Source organism: Leadbettera azotonutricia ZAS-9, from assembly GCF_000214355.1.
Lineage (GTDB): Bacteria > Spirochaetota > Spirochaetia > Treponematales > Breznakiellaceae > Leadbettera > Leadbettera azotonutricia.
This window is the reverse complement of record NC_015577.1, coordinates 2,922,492-2,939,279: the sequence shown is the minus strand read 5'-3', so window position 1 is coordinate 2,939,279 and position 16,788 is coordinate 2,922,492. Positions and strand designations below refer to the sequence as shown.

Annotated in this window: 16 protein-coding genes; 13 read left to right on the top strand and 3 right to left on the bottom strand. The window is 51.0% G+C overall.

Annotation, left to right across the window (positions count from 1 at the left end; genetic code table 11):
- The first annotated feature begins 478 nt into the window (after positions 1-478).
- The 13 genes from TREAZ_RS12905 to TREAZ_RS12845 all read left to right on the top strand — a co-directional run bounded on the left by TREAZ_RS12905 (position 479) and on the right by TREAZ_RS12845 (position 13,342).
- Positions 479-967 carry an NADH-quinone oxidoreductase subunit NuoE family protein gene (locus TREAZ_RS12905; protein ID WP_015712316.1) on the top strand — a complete coding sequence of 163 codons (489 nt, stop codon included), beginning with the start codon at positions 479-481 and terminating at the stop codon, positions 965-967.
- Between the two features lie 67 nt (positions 968-1,034).
- On the top strand, positions 1,035-1,640 hold the full coding sequence (locus tag TREAZ_RS12900; RefSeq protein ID WP_015712315.1) for an ATP-binding protein: 606 nt from the start codon (positions 1,035-1,037) through the stop codon (positions 1,638-1,640).
- A 15-nt stretch (positions 1,641-1,655) separates the two neighbouring features.
- On the top strand, positions 1,656-2,051 hold the full coding sequence (locus TREAZ_RS12895) for a (2Fe-2S) ferredoxin domain-containing protein (RefSeq protein ID WP_015712314.1): 396 nt from the start codon (positions 1,656-1,658) through the stop codon (positions 2,049-2,051).
- A gap of 13 nt (positions 2,052-2,064) precedes the next feature.
- Positions 2,065-3,870 (top strand): NADH-quinone oxidoreductase subunit NuoF, encoded by a 1,806-nt coding sequence (locus TREAZ_RS12890; RefSeq protein ID WP_015712313.1) that lies wholly within the window; start codon positions 2,065-2,067, stop codon positions 3,868-3,870.
- Between the two features lie 10 nt (positions 3,871-3,880).
- Positions 3,881-5,638 (top strand): NADH-dependent [FeFe] hydrogenase, group A6, encoded by a 1,758-nt coding sequence (locus TREAZ_RS12885; protein ID WP_015712312.1) that lies wholly within the window; start codon positions 3,881-3,883, stop codon positions 5,636-5,638.
- Between the two features lie 194 nt (positions 5,639-5,832).
- The gene (locus tag TREAZ_RS12880; RefSeq protein WP_015712311.1) at positions 5,833-7,125 is read left to right on the top strand and encodes an extracellular solute-binding protein; all 1,293 of its coding nucleotides are present in this window, start codon (positions 5,833-5,835) and stop codon (positions 7,123-7,125) included.
- Positions 7,126-7,136: 11 nt separating this feature from the next.
- Entirely contained in the window at positions 7,137-8,042 is a 906-nt protein-coding gene (locus tag TREAZ_RS12875) for a carbohydrate ABC transporter permease (RefSeq protein WP_015712310.1), read from the top strand.
- A 1-nt stretch (position 8,043) separates the two neighbouring features.
- Complete coding sequence (locus TREAZ_RS12870; RefSeq protein ID WP_015712309.1) at positions 8,044-8,898, top strand: carbohydrate ABC transporter permease; 855 nt, start codon at positions 8,044-8,046, stop codon at positions 8,896-8,898.
- A gap of 71 nt (positions 8,899-8,969) precedes the next feature.
- Positions 8,970-10,265 carry an NCS2 family permease gene (locus tag TREAZ_RS12865; protein WP_015712308.1) on the top strand — a complete coding sequence of 432 codons (1,296 nt, stop codon included), beginning with the start codon at positions 8,970-8,972 and terminating at the stop codon, positions 10,263-10,265.
- 14 nt (positions 10,266-10,279) lie between these two features.
- Positions 10,280-10,822: a DinB family protein gene (locus TREAZ_RS12860; protein ID WP_015712307.1), complete on the top strand. Its 543-nt coding sequence runs from the start codon at positions 10,280-10,282 to the stop codon at positions 10,820-10,822.
- A gap of 8 nt (positions 10,823-10,830) precedes the next feature.
- Positions 10,831-11,478, top strand: coding sequence for a deoxyribose-phosphate aldolase (deoC, locus tag TREAZ_RS12855; protein WP_015712306.1), 648 nt, complete (start codon positions 10,831-10,833; stop codon positions 11,476-11,478).
- 25 nt (positions 11,479-11,503) lie between these two features.
- On the top strand, positions 11,504-12,232 hold the full coding sequence (locus tag TREAZ_RS12850) for a ThuA domain-containing protein (RefSeq protein ID WP_015712305.1): 729 nt from the start codon (positions 11,504-11,506) through the stop codon (positions 12,230-12,232).
- Between the two features lie 21 nt (positions 12,233-12,253).
- Positions 12,254-13,342, top strand: coding sequence for a Gfo/Idh/MocA family protein (locus TREAZ_RS12845; RefSeq protein ID WP_015712304.1), 1,089 nt, complete (start codon positions 12,254-12,256; stop codon positions 13,340-13,342).
- A gap of 2 nt (positions 13,343-13,344) precedes the next feature.
- On the opposite strand, the gene TREAZ_RS12840 is transcribed toward TREAZ_RS12845, so the two are convergent.
- Genes TREAZ_RS12840 through TREAZ_RS12830 form a run of 3 tightly spaced genes read right to left on the bottom strand, consistent with a single transcriptional unit; the run spans position 13,345 to position 16,787 of the window.
- Positions 13,345-14,235, bottom strand: coding sequence for a carbohydrate ABC transporter permease (locus tag TREAZ_RS12840; protein WP_015712303.1), 891 nt, complete (start codon positions 14,233-14,235; stop codon positions 13,345-13,347).
- Positions 14,236-14,244: 9 nt separating this feature from the next.
- Positions 14,245-15,183, bottom strand: a complete 939-nt coding sequence (locus TREAZ_RS12835; RefSeq protein ID WP_015712302.1) for an ABC transporter permease — start codon at positions 15,181-15,183, stop codon at positions 14,245-14,247.
- Between the two features lie 11 nt (positions 15,184-15,194).
- Positions 15,195-16,787 carry an extracellular solute-binding protein gene (locus TREAZ_RS12830; RefSeq protein WP_015712301.1) on the bottom strand — a complete coding sequence of 531 codons (1,593 nt, stop codon included), beginning with the start codon at positions 16,785-16,787 and terminating at the stop codon, positions 15,195-15,197.
- Between the last annotated feature and the right edge of the window lies 1 nt (position 16,788).

Sequence of the window (16,788 nt, the reverse complement as noted above, 5' to 3'; positions counted from 1 at the left end):
TTATATTAGTCGGCCGGCAAGGGTCGTTTGGGGCTGCGGCTCCTAGACGTTGGCTCAAGGGGATCGAAAGGTCAGCACGAGGCACCTTGTCAGGGCGTTTTCCATAATGTGCGTATTTCTGCTTTATGCAGGCCGCGCTCTATTGTTGCAAGATATATCTGGCTATCAATTTTTTTCTTGAATAGCAGCTTTTTGTTTCCTTTTTTATCCGTTTCGGTATATTCCATGGTGTCAAACTCGTTCAGAACCAGGGGAATATACGCAAAATCATCGGGGTTTATATCTGTCTTTTTAATGTGCCAAAGCCGAACACACGACCTTGCCCAGATCATTGGCGAGCTGGTGCGCAAGGAGCTAAAAGCCCCCATGCAGGCCATTTTCGGGGATGGCAGTTTTCCATATTGCTAAATTATCCCTTTAGTTATAGAATATGAGTATTGTTTAACGATAAATTTTTATCTATTCATTGGGGGTATCCATGGCAGCAAAAGCTAGCTCGGGGGACATCACGTTTCCCCAGGATCTGATCTCGTTCATCGACGAATGGAAGGTAAAACCCGGCAGTCTTATCATGATTCTGCACAAGACACAGGAAACCTTTGGCTTTATTTCCCGGGAATCGGCAGAAAAGCTCTCCCACCTTACGGGAATTCCTCTGGCCCGCATCTACGGGGTCATCACCTTCTACCACTTCTTCAAGACCACCAAGCCCGGGAAGCACAAGGTCTCCGTGTGCCTCGGCACTGCCTGCTACCTTAAAGGGGGCCAGGATCTTATCGAAGAGGCGCGGAGCCTGTTGGGTCTTGCCGAAGGGGGCGTCACCGAAGACGGCCTTTTCTCCATTGACCCCGTTCGCTGCGTAGGCTGCTGCGGCCTTGCCCCGGTCATGACCGTCGGCAACGACACCTACGGCAAGCTTACCAAGGAAATGATCCCCGAAATTATCGCCAAATACCGGAATGCCTAATATGGGGAAAATCGGTTCATGGAGTTTTCCTTTGGAAAACTCCTAAGCAAAAAAACTGGAGGTTTTTTTGCACTTTACCTTGAGCGATCTGGTGACTGATATTACTCAGAACGCTGCGGAGTCGGGGGCTGATCTTGTAGAGCTTGAAATCAGGGAAACGGAACACGGGGCGAATGGCAATCCTGAATTCCGTTTTATTGTGAAGGATAACGGCAAGGGCATGAGCCCTGAAGGTTTGAAAAGGGCCCAGGATCCTTTCGTGACCGACGGGATCAAGCATCCCCACCGCAAGGTGGGCCTGGGGGTTCCCTTCCTGATCCAGACTGCGGAGCAATCGGGGGGCGGCTGGAAGATGGATTCCGTAAAGGCTGTGGATCCTGAAGGGTTTGCCCACGGGACTGAGGTTTCCGCCTGGTTTGATGTGTCCAATGTGGATACGCCGCCTGTGGGCGACTTGAGCGGGATGTTCAGAATAGTGCTGCTTTTCCAGGGGCCCGAGGAACTGGTTATCCGCAGGGTCTGTGAAATGGGCGGGAAGCAGATTCACTACGAGGTCCGCAAGACGGAACTTGCCGAAGCATTGGGCGGGGATCTTGAGGATACCCAGTCCATGATTTTGCTGGATAGGTATTTACGTTCTATAGAAGTTAACGACGATCAAAATGACGAATGAAGGAAGGAGAGGAAAATGGCTAAAATGAGTTTGGATGATCTGCGCAAACTGCGGGATACCAAAAAAACCGACATTCAGCGCAGAGAAGCTGAGGGTAAGGAAATCCAGGTTATTGTAGGCATGGGAACCTGCGGTATCGCCGCCGGCGCCAAGGTGACATTGGACGCCTTCCTCAGCGCCCTGGATGATCACAAACTGGTGGACAGTGTCCTGGTGCGGCAAACAGGCTGCATGGGCCTCTGTCACTCGGAACCCACTGTGGAAGTTCTTGTGCCCGGCATGCCCACGGTCATCTACGGAAGAGTAGACGCCGCCTGCGCCAGGGAAATCGTCTCAAAACACCTCGTGGGCAAGGCGCTTCTGGATGACCACATCCTCGACCGGCCTGCCGCCGACATCATGAAAGGTTAAGGGGGATAATAGAATGGCCTATAATCACTTCATTTTAACCTGCGGCGGTACGGGCTGCGAATCCAACAAAGGCGATGAAATCTACAAGAGCCTGATTGCCAATGCTGAAAAGCTGGGCGTCAAAAATCAGGTACAGATTGTCAAGACCGGCTGCTTCGGCTTCTGCGAACGGGGGCCCATCGTCAAGGTGCTGCCCGAAGATTCCTTCTATGTGGACGTAAAGCCCGAAGACGCCGCGGAGATCATCGCGGAACAGATCGTCAAAGGGCGCGAAGTTCCCCGCCTCCTTTATAAAGGCGATGCCGAAAAGAAAAGCAATACTGCTGTGGAAGACATCGAATTCTATCAGAAGCAGGTGCGCGTGGTTCTCCGTAACTGCGGCGTTATCAACCCTGAAAACATCGACGAGTACATAGCCCGCGAAGGTTATCTGGGCCTCGAAAAAGTTCTGTTCCAGTGGACGCCCGAACAGACTATCGAAGAAATGAAAGTTTCGGGCCTCCGGGGCCGGGGCGGCGCGGGCTTTCCCACCTGGATGAAATGGGACTTTGCCCGCAAGGCTCCCGGCGACGTAAAGTACGTTATCTGCAACGCCGACGAAGGCGATCCCGGCGCTTATATGGACAGGTCAACCATCGAAGGCGACCCCCACTCGGTCATCGAAGGCATGATCACCGCGGGTAAGGCCATTGGTTCACACCAGGGCTTTGTGTACATACGCGCCGAATATCCTCTGGCCATTGAACGCCTCAAGATCGCTATCAGGCAAGCCCAGGAATACGGCCTCCTTGGTAAAGACATACTCGGCTCGGGTTTCGATTTCGACATTGAAATCCGTCTGGGCGCCGGCGCCTTTGTGTGCGGCGAAGAAACAGCCCTCATCAAGTCCATCGAAGGGAACCGGGGCATGCCCGTTCCCAAGCCTCCTTTCCCGGCCAACAAGGGCCTCTGGCAGAAACCCACCATTATCAACAATGTTGAAACTTTGGCGAACGTGCCGGTTATCACTAACAAGGGCGGCGCATGGCTTGCAAAAATCGGAACTGAAAAATCCAAGGGCACCAAGGTTTTCGCCCTCACGGGAAAAATCAAAAATTCCGGCCTTGTGGAAGTTCCCATGGGAACCACCCTGCGGGAGATCATTTTTGAAATCGGCGGCGGTATCAAGGGCGGCAAGAAGTTCAAGGGCGTCCAGACCGGCGGTCCCTCAGGCGGCATCCTGACCGAAGCGTTATTGGACACCCCCATCGACTTTGACACCCTTGTCAAAAACGGCTCCATGATGGGTTCAGGCGGCATGATCGTCATGGACGAAGACGACTGCGTAGTTGACGTGGCCCGTTTCTACATGGAGTTCTGCGTTGACGAATCCTGCGGCAAGTGTTCACCCTGCCGCATAGGCACGAGCCAGCTCCTTGCCATACTCGACAAAATTGCCGGCGGCAATGGCACCGAAGCGGACCTTGAAAAACTTGAAACCATAGGCAAGGCCATGTCAAAGGCGTCTCTTTGCGCCCTGGGCCAGACTGCGCCTAATCCCACCCTGTCCACGGTAAAGAACTTCAGGGAAGAATACCTCGAACATATCCGGGACAAAAAGTGCCGGGCCGGCAAATGCAAGAAGCTTGTCCGCTTCGAAATCAACCTTGACAAGTGCATAGGCTGCGGCGCCTGTTCCAAAAAGTGTCCTGCCAATTGCATCACCCAGGTGGAGGGAACCGACAAAAAACGGCCGCCCTATCGCATCGATCCCGAAAAATGCCTCAAGTGCGGCGAGTGCTTCAAAGCCTGCAAATTCGGCGCGGTGGCAAAGGTATAAGGAGTAAATAATGGTCAACCTTAAAATAAACGGCATTGATGTAACGGTGGAGGAGGGGACTTCAATTCTGAACGCTGCCCGGAAGGTCAATGTTAAAATCCCTACCCTCTGCTATAGCCCCGATCTTCCCCCTTGGGCGTCCTGCGGCCTCTGCATAGTCCGCACCGGCGGTCCCGGTTCCCCCCGTATGGCCCGGGCCTGTACGACCCCCTGCGAAAACAACATGCAGATCATCACCCATGATCCTGAAATCCTCGCAACCCGCCGTACTGTGGTGGAACTCATTCTTTCAAACCATCCAAGCGATTGCCTCCAGTGCCCCCGCAACGGGAACTGCGAACTCCAGACCCTGGCCGCCGAATTCGGCATCAGAGAGCTGCCCTTCAAGCATATCGCCAACGGCCTTCAAATTGATGACAGTAATCCTGCCATCGTGCTGAACCCCGAAAAGTGCATACGCTGCGGACGCTGTGTCAAAGTCTGCCAGGAAGTGCAGAATGTCTGGGCCATCGAATTCCTCGGCCGCGGCATCAAGGGAAGAATCGCCAGTGCTGCTGACGCCCCCCTGGGCGAAAGCCCCTGCATCAAGTGCGGCCAGTGCGCCGCCCATTGCCCGGTAGGGGCCATCTACGAGCGGGACGACACCGTAAAAGTATGGTCCGCCTTGCAGAACCCCGATGTCCACCCCGTGGTGCAGATCGCCCCCGCAGTCCGCGTGGCTCTCGCTGAAGAATTCGGCCTGCCCCCCGGAACGGTCTTTACCAAAAAGATCTACGCCGCCCTCCGCCGTCTGGGCTTCAAAACCGTGTTCGACACGAACTTCTCGGCTGACCTCACTATAATGGAAGAAGGCACAGAACTCGTAAAACGCCTCACCACCAAAGGTAGCGATATTCCCCTTATCACCAGTTGCTGCCCTGCCTGGGTCGATTACATGGAAAAGTACTACGCGGACATGATCCCCAACTTTTCCACTGCCAAGAGCCCCCAGCAGATGATGGGTGCCATGATCAAAGCCTACTGGGCGGAAAAGGCCGGCGTAGACCCCAACAAGATCTACTCCGTGTCGGTCATGCCCTGTACCGCCAAGAAGTGGGAAAGCCACCGCAACGACGACATGAAAAGCGCCGGCCACGGCTTTGACGTGGACATCGTCATCACCACCAGGGAACTGGCCCGCATGATCAAACAGGCGGGCATCGAGATCCTCAAACTGGATGACGAAGAAGCCGACAGCCCCATGGGCCCCTATACCGGCGCCGGAACCATCTTCGGCGTTACAGGCGGCGTCATGGAAGCCGCAGTCCGCAGTGCCTATTTCCTTGTAACCAAAAAAGAGCTGGGCGACGTGAACTTCCTCCCTGCCCGCGGCCTTGACGGCGTCAAGGAAGCCGAGGTGGATTTCGGCAACGGTACGAAGATCAAGATCGCCATAGCCCACCAGATGGGTAACATCGAAGCGGTGCTGAACAAAATCCGCGATGCCCGCGACGCAGGCAAGGAAACCCCCTATCACTTTGTGGAAGTCATGGCCTGTAGGGGCGGGTGCATAGGCGGCGGCGGACAGCCCTACGGCTGCACCGACGAAGTCCGCAAGCTCCGCACCGAAGGCATCTACAAGGATGATACCCAGTCGAAGCTCCGTTGTTCACATCAGAATCCTTTTATTACCCAGGTGTACAAGGAATTCCTGGGTGAGCCCAATGGGCATAAGGCCCATGAACTGCTGCATACCAAGTATGTGGAGTTGCCGCTGTATACACGTTGATTTGCGCTGTTAAAGCCGAAAAAAGAGCCGGGGATTCCCGGCTCTTTTTTTAGGGACTCTCCAATAAGTGAGACAGGTATTATTGCGAGGTGAAATATTAAGGCTTCTCCTGAAATTTTTTTTGTTGCATAATTTCCAAATTCATACTAAAATAATGGGAAGATTTATAATCTACATTGCTTAGGAGGCAAGAAATGAGTTTAAAGAGAATTCTTTTTCTCGGGCTGCTGACCGTTATGGCGGCAGGTTTGGTATTTGCGGCCGGCGGAAGCCAGGCAAGCGGCGGTTCCGCCAATTCGTTGGAGATTTGGTCAATTCAGACCACCGGCAAAGGTCCCGGTATTTTTGAACGCGCTGTAGCCCGGTTCACCGCTGACAATCCCACTATCAAGGCAAACCTTACCATGATAGTCAACGATGCTTACAAACAGAAGATCGCCGTAGCCCTGGCTTCCGGTCAGACCCCCGATGCCTTCCTTTCATGGTCAGGCGGACCCATGTATGAATATGCAAAGAACGGCAGTATCGTCGATCTTACTTCATATATGAATGCCAATAATTACAAGGACAAATTCCTTGACGCCGCTATTGCCCAAGCTACCTATCAGGGAAAGATTTGGGGCCTTCCCATGCAGAATGTATCGGTTTGTACGGTGTTCTATAATAAGGAACTCTTCGCAAAGTACAATATCGCCGTTCCCACCACCATCAGGGAACTTGAAGCCGCCTGTGATACCCTCAAGAAAAACGGCATAACCCCCTTCAGCCTTGCCAACAAGACCCAGTGGACAGGCTCCATGTACTTCATGTTCCTGGCTACACGCCGGGGCGGAACCCAGCCCTTCATCAATGCGGTTGACGGTTCGGGCACTTTCCTCGATCCCGCATTTATCTATGCAGGCGAGAAGCTCCAGGAATGGGTGAACAAAGGGTATTTCAACACCGGCTTTAACGGCCTCGACGAAGATTCAGGCCAGGCCCGGCAGATCCTTTATCGCGGCGAAGCAGCCATGCACATCATGGGAAGCTGGTTCAATTCTTCGGCCCTTACCGAGAGCCCCGAATTTGCCGCCAAGATGGGAATCTTCAAGTTCCCCAGAGACGAGCAGGGCTCGGGAAACCCCAACACCGTAATTGGTACCGTTGGCGATAACTTCTACCACGTGGCTTCTTCTTCCAAGAACCAGGCCAAGGCCTTTGAACTCATTAGCCACCTTATTGATGATAATGGTATTGCCGATGCCCTGGACGACGGACGCATTCCCCCGGTAAAGGGTGTGAAGCTTTCGGATCCCATCCTGGCGGAACTTTTTGGCCAGGTTCAGGCCGCTCCAGATATTCAGCTCTGGTATGACCAGTCCCTGTCCCCGGAAGTAGCCGATGTGCACAAGGTTACCAGCCAGGAGATTTTCGGCGGAACCTTGAGTCCCAGGGCCGCTGCTCAGCAGCTCCAGGACGCCCAGGCTGCCTATCTTAAGAAAAAATAAGAGGTGTGGTTATGGCCGGCAGCAAAATGGTGTCCCTCCGCAGCGCGCGTCAGCATTCAATCCGTATAGCGGCGGCAGTTTTTCTGCTGCCGGCCCTTCTTTTCCTTATTGTGTATGTGGCTTATCCCATTGTTGAATCCTTCATTACCAGTACCATGGCCTGGAACGGCATGGGGCGGAAGCGTGTTTTTACAGGCGCCGAAAACTGGATCAATTTAGCGAAGGATATTAACTTTTGGAGGGCCTTTGGCAACAATGTCAAGATCATGTTCCTCTCCCTGGTTTTCCAGGTTCCCTTTGCCATGGCATTGGCGACTTTTCTGGATGTAACCGAAAGGCGGGGAGCGGTTTTCAAAGTTGTTTGGTTCATTCCCTACCTGATTTCGTCGGTGGCAATAGGTGTGCTTTTCAAGTACACCCTGGACGCCAACTACGGTGTTATCGCATCAATATCAAAACTGTTCGGTGGCGGCGGCGTGGATCTTTTGGGTAACCCCAGGATCGCCCTTTACACCGTTATCGGTGTTGTGTGTTGGCAGTACATCCCTTTTTACATGGTTCTCTATCTCGCAGCTTACGGCACTATTCCTGTAGAGCTTTACGAAGCCGCAAGCATAGACGGCGCCACCAGGAGCCAGTATTTCTGGCGGGTTTCCCTTCCCCTCTTAAGGCCCACAATTGTTTCGGGCATGACCCTTTCGATAATCGGATCGTTAAAATATTTCGACCTTATTTTCGTCATGACAGGCGGCGGCCCTGGTGTTTCCACCGAGCTTATGGCTACTTATATGTATAAACTGTCGTTTGTGCGTTACAACATGGGCTATGGTGCAACTGTCGCCAGCGGCATGTTCATACTCATAACCCTGGTAGCCCTCATCGTTATTTCTACCCTGAACCGGAAGACGGAGCTGTGAAATGAAGTCTAATGCTGCAATTTATGGAAAGAAAAAATTCTCCCTTTTCTGGGTGCTGGCAATAGTGTTTGCCGTTGTCTGGCTCGTTATCGCAGGGGCGCCTTTTGTCTTCCAGATCTTCACGTCCCTTAAGACCCAGGGTGAATTTATCACCGGCGGTCTTTTCAAGATCCCAGACAGACTCAGTTTTGAAAATTATGCAACCGTCATGCAGGGCGGTTTTTACAGATACTTTGTGAACAGCGTGATCGTGTTGGCGGTTTCATTGACCCTGCTTTTATTTATCAGCGCTTTTGCCGCATACCCTCTTTCGCGCATGCAGTTCAAACTCAACAGGCCCATCTTCGGCGCGATTGTCGCAACTATGTCCATACCTATCCATATCACATTAATACCGGTTTTTATGATGTCCATCAGGATGAATGTTTATGATAATGTCATCGCCGTCATAGGGCCCAATGTTGCCTTTAATCTTCCCATGTCGATTTTCATCCTGACTGCCTTTATGCAGGGCTTATCCAAGGAAATTGAAGAAGCCGCGGAGATTGACGGCTGCGGGAAATTCGCCGCCTTCTTCAAGGTGATATTCCCCCTTTCCAAATCGGGGCTTGCAACTCTGGGCATCTACAACGGCGTGGTGATCTGGAACGAATTTATTTTCGTCATGATTCTTACCCAGTCCCAGAAAAGCCGCACCCTGCCTTTGGCGATTTGGGAATACCAGGGCCAGTACTCCATGAACACCCCCCTCATCATGGCCTTGCTCGTACTTTCGTCTTTGCCTGTGATTCTTCTCTATGTCTTTGGGCAGGACAAGCTGGTGAAGGGCATGATGGCCGGGGCTGTAAAAGGCTAGGCTGATTGTATTAGCTTTGAAATCGTGGTAGTATATATCAAATCTCATTACGCATTTTTTGGAGGGAAATCATGGAAAAGCTCTTTAAGCTGCAAGAGCATGGAACGACGGTCCGCAGGGAGATCCTTGCAGGGGTAACCACTTTTCTGACTATGGCTTACATACTGGCGGTAAACCCCGGTATGCTGGGCAGCATTGGCGGGGGTATGACTCCCGGGGCGGTCTTTACCGCCACTGCCATTGCTTCGGGTATTGCAACCTTGATTATGGCTCTAATGGCCAACCTGCCCGTGGCTCTGGCGCCCGGCATGGGGCTCAATGCTTTCTTCACCTTCACAGTGGTATTCGGCATGGGCTATTCATGGCAGATTGCCCTGACCGCTGTGTTCCTTGAAGGCATCCTCTTTGTGATCCTTTCCCTGTTTAATGTGCGCGAGGCCATTATAAAGGCAATCCCGGCAAACCTTAAAAAAGCGGTTGCCGTTGGTATCGGCCTCTTCATCGCCCTTATAGGGTTCGCAAACGCAGGCATCGTGGTGAACGACGCAGGCACTGTTATCGGCCTTGGAAACTTGACTTCAGGCAGTCCCTTCCTTGCCCTCCTGGGCCTGATTATTATCATTGTCCTTTATTCCCTCAAGATTCCCGGCTCGATCCTTATCGGGATTATTGCAACCACAGTCATCGGTATACCTATGGGGATCACTTCCCTTCCTGAAGGCTTTTCTCCTTTTGGCACGCCTGCCGCTCCTCTTCTTTTTCAATTTGATTTTACCACGATTATCAGTTTCCAATTCTTTACCGTGTTTTTCACGTTCCTCTTTGTTGATATTTTTGATACTGTCGGAACCCTCGTGGGGGTTACTACCCAGGCTGGGCTTATCGATAAAGACGGGAATATCCCCCATGTCAAGCAAGCCCTTTTGGCTGACGCAATCGGCACAGTGGCCGGCGCTGCCCTTGGCACTTCTACGGTTACAAGCTATGTAGAAAGCACCGCAGGGGTCGCGGCAGGGGGCCGCACAGGTCTTACTGCTTTGGTGACAGGCATCCTCTTCTTCGTTGCTTTGATTCTTTCGCCTCTTTTCCTGTTGATTCCCAGCGCGGCTACAGCTCCTGCCCTTATCTTTGTGGGTTTCCTCATGATGAAGCCTGTATCAAGCATTGATTTTGAAGATCCCACCGAAGGTATTCCTGCCTTCCTCGCCATTGTGATGATGCCCTTTGCATACAGTATTGCTGACGGTATTGTGTACGGCGTGCTTTCCTATGTGATCCTCAAGACAGCTACCGGAAAGTTCAAAGATATCTCTATTGTTACCTGGATACTCTTTGTAATATTTGTTCTGCGTTTTGTTCTTAAATAGGAGTTTGTATAAACATGAATGCAAAAGAATTATTGATTACCTTTGCCAAATACAATGAAGAAGCCGACAAGGCCGTTGTTGCCATCCTGGATAAGTTGAGCAATGAGGACAGGGAAAAAAACCGCAAGAGCTACTACGGAAGCCTTTCCAGTCTGGCGCGCCATGCCCTGGGAGGGGCTTATTTCTTCCTGACTATGTTTAAAGAAGCAACTGCCAAAAACGCAGCGGCCCAGAAAGCTCTGGCGCCTCTGGCAAAGGTCGAAATCATCGAAGCCAAGAAGATCACCGGGGATCAGTGGAAAAAAGTCACCGAAGGCATCAAAATCACGGACAAGGCCTATGTGAACTTTGTATCGGCCCTGACTGATAAAGATCTTGAAGCGCCTATAAAGCTTGACTGGTACGGTGGCAAGCCTGCCTCTGTTCCCCTTTACTTTATGCTCCAGCAGCTTACTGCCCATGGTACCCACCATCGGGGGCAGATTTCCCAGATTTTGGATTCCCTCAAGATCGACAACGATTATTCAGGTGTCAGTGTAAAATTTCTTTCTAAATAAGAGGGTACATGACCAACAGTGAGATTCTGAGCCGTATCGATCATACCTTGCTTAAAGCCCAGGCTTCCTGGGAGGACATACAAAAGATATGCGCCGAGGCAGTCGAATTTAAGACCGCTTCGGCCTGTATCCCTCCCTCATTCGTGAAGCCCGCCGCAGAGACCTTTAAGGGCCTCAATGTCTGCACTGTGCTGGGCTTCCCTTTGGGATACAGCCTTCCGGTTATTAAAATCCGGGAAGCCGAATTGGCCCTCAAGGACGGAGCCTCGGAACTCGACATGGTGATCAACATCGGGGATGTAAAGAACGGGCATTTTGACAAAGTCCTTGAAGAGATCATGCTGATCAAAAAAACAGCAGGCTCTAAAATCCTCAAGGTCATTATCGAAACCTGTTATCTTACCACCGACGAAAAGATCCGCCTCTGCGATATAGTTACCGAAGCAGGGGCGGATTACATCAAAACCTCCACTGGCCTCGGCCCCGCAGGCGCAACCCTGGAAGACATACTCCTCTTTAAGGAGCACATCGGCCCCAAGGTCAGGATGAAAGCCGCAGGGGGCATTCGCACCAGGGAAGACATGGTGAAGTACCTCGAAGCAGGCTGTGACCGCATCGGGACAAGCTCGGCGGCGGTGCTGATTACTTCTAATTAGTTACTTAACAACAAGGATGGAATCTATGAAACGCAAAGCCTTAATAATGTGCGGCGGCTGGGACGGTCACGAACCCAAGCTTATAACGGAACGGTTCAATAAATTTTTAAAAGAAAATGATTTTGAGGTCACGGTAACGGAAACTACCGATGTGCTTAAAGATCTTGAACTGCTTAAATCCCAGGATCTTTTTATCCCGGTCTGGACCATGTCCCAGGAAATATTTCCTCATAAGTTTTTTGAGGTTCTTTCTGAAGCCATAGGATCGGGTGTAGGTATGGCAGGGTGTCACGGGGGCATGTGCGATGCCTTCCGTTCCAATATCCTGTACCAGTTTATAACCGGCGCCAATTGGGTGGCCCATCCGGGCTGCGATGGCGTCAAATACAAGATAAATATTATCAGCAAATCCAACCCCCTCACCGAAGGGATCAAGGACTTTGAAGTGGCTTCGGAACAGTACTATCTCCATGTGGATCCTGCCAATGAAGTCCTGGCCACTACCCGTTTCCCCATGATAAAATGGTATCATTCCGCCAATGGGGAGGTTGACGTGCCCCAGGTATGGACAAGGAAATGGGGTCACGGCAGGGTGTTCTACAATGCCCTGGGCCATCATAACGATGTGTTCGAAATCCCGGAAGCCTGGGAGCTCATGAAGCGGGGTATACTGTGGGCTGCCGAGAGCAAGCGTATTGCTGTAGAAAAAGGCCTCAGCGCTGATGAATGGAAAAACGAATTGGGAATGTATTGAACATTCAGATAGGAGGATATAATGGCATTACAGAGAATTGGTGTAGTTGGCTGCGGAAATATTTCGGGTATCTATTTTAAGAACCTTACCGGAAACGGTATATTCAGCAAGAGGGTACAGGTAACAGGCCTTACCGATCTCATCCCCGAGAGGGCCGAGAAGGCGTCCAAGGAATACGGTATCCCCTATATTAAAAAGACAGAGGATCTTATAAATAGTCCTGACGTTGATATAATCCTCAATATCACCGAGCCTTACAATCACTATGGTGTGGCAATCCAGGCTGTTAAAGCGGGGAAGCACCTGTATACAGAAAAACCCCTCTGCGCAGAACGGGGCGAAGCCCAGGAAGTTTTGAAAGTCGCAGCCGAAAAGAAGCTTAAAGTTGGGGGAGCCCCCGACACCTTTCTCGGCGCAGGGATTCAGACCTGCCGCAAGCTCATCGATGATGGCTGGATTGGACGGCCTGTGGCAGCGGTTGCCTTTATGGTGAACCATGGTCACGAGCATTGGCATCCGGGGCCTGAGTTCTACTACAAAAAGGCAGGGGGCCCCATGTTCGACATGGCAGGCTATTATCTTCATACCCTTATCAACCTTATAGGGCCTATCACCAGAGTTTCTGGTACCGCAAGGAAAACTTTTGAAACCCGCACTATCACGAGCGAACCTCTCAACGGCAAGGTGATCAATGTGGATGTTCCTACTCATATAGCGGGTACCCTCGATTTTGCTAATGGGGCGGTAGCAAGCCTTATCATGACTTTTGATGTATTTTCCCATACCCTGCCCAATATTGAGATCTACGGTTCAGAGGGCACGCTCCGCGTTCCTGATCCCAATACCTTTGGCGGCCCTGTGTTTGTGAAACGCTTCAGGGACGAAAACTGGTCAGAGATTCCTCTGCTCAAGCCGTACCCTGATAACAGCCGGGGCCTTGGGATCACCGATCTGGCCGAATCCATCACCGAGGGCAGACCCCACCGGGTTTCTGCAGAACTTGCCTACCATGCCCTGGATGTCATGCATGGCATCCATGATGCCTCAGCGACCGGCAAATACTATGAAGTGAAGAGTACCTGCGAGCGGCCCGAGCCTCTTATAAAATAATTTTATTCTTTAATCGCACCGACCATTACCCCTTTGGCAAAGTGTTTTGCTACAAAGGGGTAAAGGCACATTACAGGCAGTGTGGCTACCACTATTACTGCGTATTTAAGCTGCATGGCATAGGCTATCCTTTCCATGGCGTCGTCAAGGCCCGCCATGGCTTCAGGGGAGTTGAGGAGCAGTACATTCCGCAAATAAAGCTGCAAAGGCTGGAGATTTATGTTGGGAACATAGATCATAGCCTTGAACCACATATTCCAATGCCCCACGGCATAAAACAAAGTCATCACCGCAATTATTGCCCCCGAAAGGGGCAGTACTATGCGGGCAAAAATTGAAATATCATTGGCCCCGTCTATTTTGGCGCTTTCGATTAATTCGTCCGGGATAGTAGTCATAAAAAAGTTCCTTGCAATGATGAGGTTCCAGGCTGAAACTGCCCCTGGGAGCAGTATAGCCCAGCGGGTATTATAGATCCCCAAACGGGTCACCAGGAGGAAGCCCGGGATCATGCCCCCCGAGAACATCATGGTCAGGGTAATGAACACCATGAGCCCCTTACGGAGAAAAAACTTTTGCTGCGAAACCGCATAGGCACAGGTCAGGGTAAGCAGCAAATTGATACAGGTGCCCGCGACAGTATAGATAACAGTGTTAAGATAAGAGCGCCAAACCTGGGGGTTTTCAAAAACAAGAGTATAGCTTTTCAAAGAAAAACCTTTGGGGAAGAGTATTACTTCCCGGCGAAGTACTGCGTTTGCTTCGGATATGGACATGGAAAGAATGTATATCACCGGGTAAAGGGTTATGAAGAGCAGCAGTATCAGCAATAATACAATAACCCTGTGGAGAAACCTTGAACCGTCAAACCTGACAGATGCCTGATGCGCCATGCCGTTTCCTTAAAAAAGCCCTACGCCGGTTCTGCGGCGTGAAATTCTGTTTACTGCAAGGAGCAGAACAAGGTTTATCACCGAATTAAAAAGATCCACCGCCCCTGCGTAGGAAAACTGCATGTCCACGATACCCCTGCGGTAAACATAGGTAGAAAGCACATCGGCTACCGAATAAGTTGAAGGGCTATACATGAGTATTATTTTTTCAAAACCTACGCTCATCATCTTCCCCAAATGGAGTATGAGGAGGGTGACGGCCGCAGGCATGATGCCCGGCAGGGTAATATGGATCATCTGGCGGAATCGGGAACATCCGTCTATGCGGGCAGCTTCGTATAACTGGGGGCTGATGCCCGCAATGGCTGCTATATACACGATGGAATTCCAGCCGAATTCCTGCCAGATGCCCGAAACCACATAGACCATCCTGAAATACCCAGGGTCATCCAAAAAACCTATTGCCTTGAAGCCGAGGAAACCCCTGAACTGGTTTATGACCCCATCACTGATGGAAAGAAAATTTTGCAGTATCCCTACTACTACTACAAGGGAAATAAAATGGGGCAGAAAACTTATTGCCTGAATAGTGCGCCTGAAAAGCCCATCCTTTACTTCGCACAGCATGAGTGCAAAGATAATGGGAACGGGGAAGGCAAATATCAGCATGTAGAAGCTGAGCAGAAAGGTGTTTACGAGGAGGCGCGAAAAAAATATGGAAGAGAAAAATTCTTTAAACCAGCGTATTCCTACCCAGGAGCTGCTGAAAAGCCCGGCTCCTGGCCTAAAATTCTGGAAAGCTATGACTGTACCGATCATGGGGAGATAATGAAACACTGCAAAGTACAACACTGCAGGCAGGGCAAGAAGGATGAGCATCCTGTCCCGTTTCAGATTGCGCCAAAGGTTCTGCCTGCGGCTTAATGGATTATTCTTCTGTACGGTCATAGTTTCAAACTCTATTTGGGAATTCCCTGGGAACGGTTGTATTGAACCTGCTTGATGGCGATGGCGCGATCAATACCCATGGCTTTTATCTGAGAAATATAACTGTCAAAGAGGGAGAGGTTCTTCCTTCCGGTGATAAAGTCATAAAAATATTCTTGCCTCAGGGTGTCGATATCGGCCATGATGGATTGCAGCTCCGAAGTTTCTTCGTCGGTAGCCATGATAACTGGGAAGGGCGGAATATAAAACGCAGAAGCTTTTTTAGCAGCAGCGAATTCGTCAGTATAGTGCATAAAACGCTGCTCGATCATTTCGGGCATGAGTACTCTGGGGAATGCAGCTCCATTCATGCCCTGGATCTCCATACCCAGCCCCGAACCCCGTTCGTATTTGAGGATGGCATCGCCCAGCATGGGTTTGCCGTCTATCAAATTGAATGTAACCCCTTCGATGCCAAAGTTGCACAAGAGTATTTGCCCCTCAGGAGAAGCATACATATAGTCCAGCCATTTAATGGCAGTCACCGGATCTTTGCAGTCGCGGGTTACGGCGAAATAGATTGCCTCTATGGGAGTTTCCCGAATCAGAAAACGATCACCCTTTGGCCCCGCAGGCGGGTTGACGCTTTCCCAATGGACACCGGGGGTATCAGGCGCCATTCTGACATTCCACTGGGGGTATATCATGCTCATAAACTGCGATTCCGAGCCGGCAATGTTACTGATACACTTGGCAGTATATTGTTCATTGGTCTGGGAATTGAATTCAGGGTCGATGAGACCTTCGGCGTACCATTTGTGCATCTCCTCAAGATAATCCTTGAGCCTGGGATCTATCCAGTCATAAGCCACGGTACTGCCGTAGGCATACCAGCCATCGCTGACATAGAGATGAAGCCCCCAGGCTTCCCCGAAACGGAAGATCCCATTGTTGCGATCCTTGTAAGCAGTGTAGGGAATTTCATCGGCTTTTCCGTTGCCATTTGGGTCGCCTGTTTTGATAGCCTTAAGCACATTGTACCAGTCGCTTATAGTATCAGGTTCCTGGAGGCCCAGTTTGGCCGCCCAGTCCTTGCGTATTCCAAAAGAAGGGAAATTTATATGGGACCGCGCGTCAACGATAGCTGCCAAAACATATAGTTTGCCATCAGGCGCGGTAAGGGCATTCCTTACATCAGGGCGTTTTTCAAAAAGGGCTTTGATATTCGCCCCATATTGATCGATAAGATCGTTTAAGGGAATGATAAGGCCGTTGACTGAGAACTGAAGGGGATTCCCTGCAGGAAGGCGCACGATATCCGGGAGGTTCACCCCGGCTGCAAGACGCACGCTCATAACACTGTCAAAGTCAGCGGTGGGGGTTACTTCGAATTCAATTTCGATCCCTGTACGTTTTTCAAGCTCGGCCCATACGGGGAGCTTGTTTTTGTAGCTGTAATTGGGGTCTGTATTTTCAGTGGTTGCGAAAACCAGTTTTTTAAGACTGCCTGGTTCCACGCTGGATGCAGCTGCCTTGGGCCTGCAGCCTGCCATCATGACCAGGATTAAGGCGCTTCCTGCCAGGACCAATAAAACACAGATCGCTTTTGATGCAGTTCTTTTCATA